Source organism: Bartonella sp. AD328YNZD (genome assembly GCF_042196425.1).
The window spans coordinates 1-1,752 of record NZ_JBHIQG010000438.1 but is presented as its reverse complement, the minus strand read 5'-3'; the positions used below and the strand labels follow the sequence as shown (position 1 = coordinate 1,752).

4 protein-coding genes are annotated in these 1,752 nt (G+C 36.9%); all 4 read right to left on the bottom strand.

Annotation, left to right across the window (positions count from 1 at the left end):
- Positions 1-223, bottom strand: a 223-nt coding sequence (locus tag ACFIO3_RS12615) for a hypothetical protein (RefSeq protein ID WP_375704569.1), incomplete at its 3' end; no start/stop codon positions are given.
- 5 nt (positions 224-228) lie between these two features.
- Complete coding sequence (locus tag ACFIO3_RS12610; RefSeq protein ID WP_375615192.1) at positions 229-516, bottom strand: succinate dehydrogenase assembly factor 2; 288 nt, start codon at positions 514-516, stop codon at positions 229-231.
- Between the two features lie 65 nt (positions 517-581).
- The gene (locus ACFIO3_RS12605) at positions 582-1,262 is read right to left on the bottom strand and encodes an ABC transporter ATP-binding protein (RefSeq protein ID WP_375606844.1); all 681 of its coding nucleotides are present in this window, start codon (positions 1,260-1,262) and stop codon (positions 582-584) included.
- Positions 1,262-1,752, bottom strand: a 491-nt coding sequence (locus ACFIO3_RS12600; RefSeq protein WP_375704568.1) for an FtsX-like permease family protein, incomplete at its 5' end; no start/stop codon positions are given. The genes ACFIO3_RS12600 and ACFIO3_RS12605, both read right to left, overlap by 1 nt.

The following is a 1,752-nucleotide window of genomic DNA, read 5'->3' as shown; positions in this document are numbered from 1 at the left end:
CAGGAAATTGAAGTACGGGTAAATTGGGTTCAATAAAATTTAAAACTTGTTGTAAATGCGCAATTTTTGTTCCGTCACGGATAACATAGATGAGCGGTTTACCTTGTGCAATTTCTGAACTTAATTTAGCAAGCGCAAAGGCTTCAAATCCATCAGTAACGCCATCTAAAATCATACGAACAGAATTATTTTTGGGAATAACAATTTTTTTAAATATAGGCATCGGGATTAATAACTTAAGCAAGTACGATAATTGGCAATATCACGGAAAAGTGGACTATCAACTTCAGAGGGGGGCAAAATTTCTCCAGTAATCCATGTGAGTAAATCACGATCATCAAAAGACATAATATACTCAAGCTCAGAGAGCGTTTTATCATTCATCTCAGTGATATGAGCATCAACATAATGTCCAAAAATGAGATCCATTTCACGAATACCGCGATGCCATGCACGAAAAATCAATCGACGACGACGAGCATCTAATTGATTTTTGTCAACGGCAAAAACTGTCATAAAAAATCTCCTTGAATAAAGTAATATAAACTATTCAATTATTCGTATAAATTTTATACATTGCTTTAAGGAAGTTCTATAATTTTTTGTTCTTTAAGTGTAATTCGACGATGCATTTGCTTAGCCAAAGCGTAATTATGTGTTGCAATAAGAGCAGAAAGACCAGACTGACGAACAAGGATAGATAAAGCTTGAAAGACATAAGCTGAAGTTACTGGATCAAGATTTCCTGTAGGTTCATCAGCCAAAAGAACCGAAGGGCCATTTGCTACTGCACGTGCAATAGCAACACGTTGTTGTTCTCCTCCCGATAACTCTGAGGGACGATGGTTAGCACGATGAGAAATACGCAGATACGTTAATAATTTACGCGCACGATCTTCTGCTATGGATTTTTTTAATCCTGCTATCATTTGCGGTATCATGACATTTTCTAACGCCGTAAACTCTGGAAGTAAATGATGAAATTGATAAACAAAACCAATATCATTTCGTCTGATAGCTGTTCGCTCACTATCAGAACGCTTTGCACAAGAAACACCCCGTAACATCACATCACCAGCGGTTGGTTTTTCTAATAATCCAGCAATATGAAGAAGTGTTGATTTTCCAGCACCAGATGGTGCAACAAGTGCGACAAGCTCTCCACGATTAAGAATAAAATTCGCTTTATCTAAAACAATGAGCGGCTTATGCCCCTCGAAAAAGCGTCTTTCAATCTCTACAAGCTCTAAAATAGCTGTCATTATTCATACCTCAAAGCTTGTACGGGATCTAGCTTAGCAGCACGCCATGCCGGAATGAGAGCAGCAAGAAACGACAAAAATAAAGCCATCATAGCAACCAAGACGGTCTGTCTCCACTCAATTTGTGCAGGCAATTTTGTTAAAAAATAAAGTTGAGGATTAAAAACGTCAACATTAAATAACCAAGATATAAAATCTTGGATATGATTAATATTCGCGGTCGCGATAACACCTAAAACTAACCCCAATATCGTTCCAATAAAACCAATCATCATTCCTGTAATGATAAATATACGCAAAATCGCACTCTGTTGCGCCCCCATCGTGCGTAAAATTGCAATATCATGACTTTTATCTTTTACAAGCATAATCAGCCCTGAAATAATATTTAAAGCAGCAACAAGAACGATCAGAGAAAGAATAAAAAACATAACATTTCGTTCAATTTGTAAAGCTGAAAAAAAAGCCTGATTGCGTGTACGCCAATCAA

Bases quoted from the DNA above. Each gene is read 5' to 3' on its own strand.
- ACFIO3_RS12605 (WP_375606844.1), bottom strand. From the start codon at position 1,262: ATGACAGCTATTTTAGAGCTTGTAGAGATTGAAAGACGCTTTTTCGAG.
- ACFIO3_RS12610 (WP_375615192.1), bottom strand. From the start codon at position 516: ATGACAGTTTTTGCCGTTGACAAAAATCAATTAGATGCTCGTCGTCGT.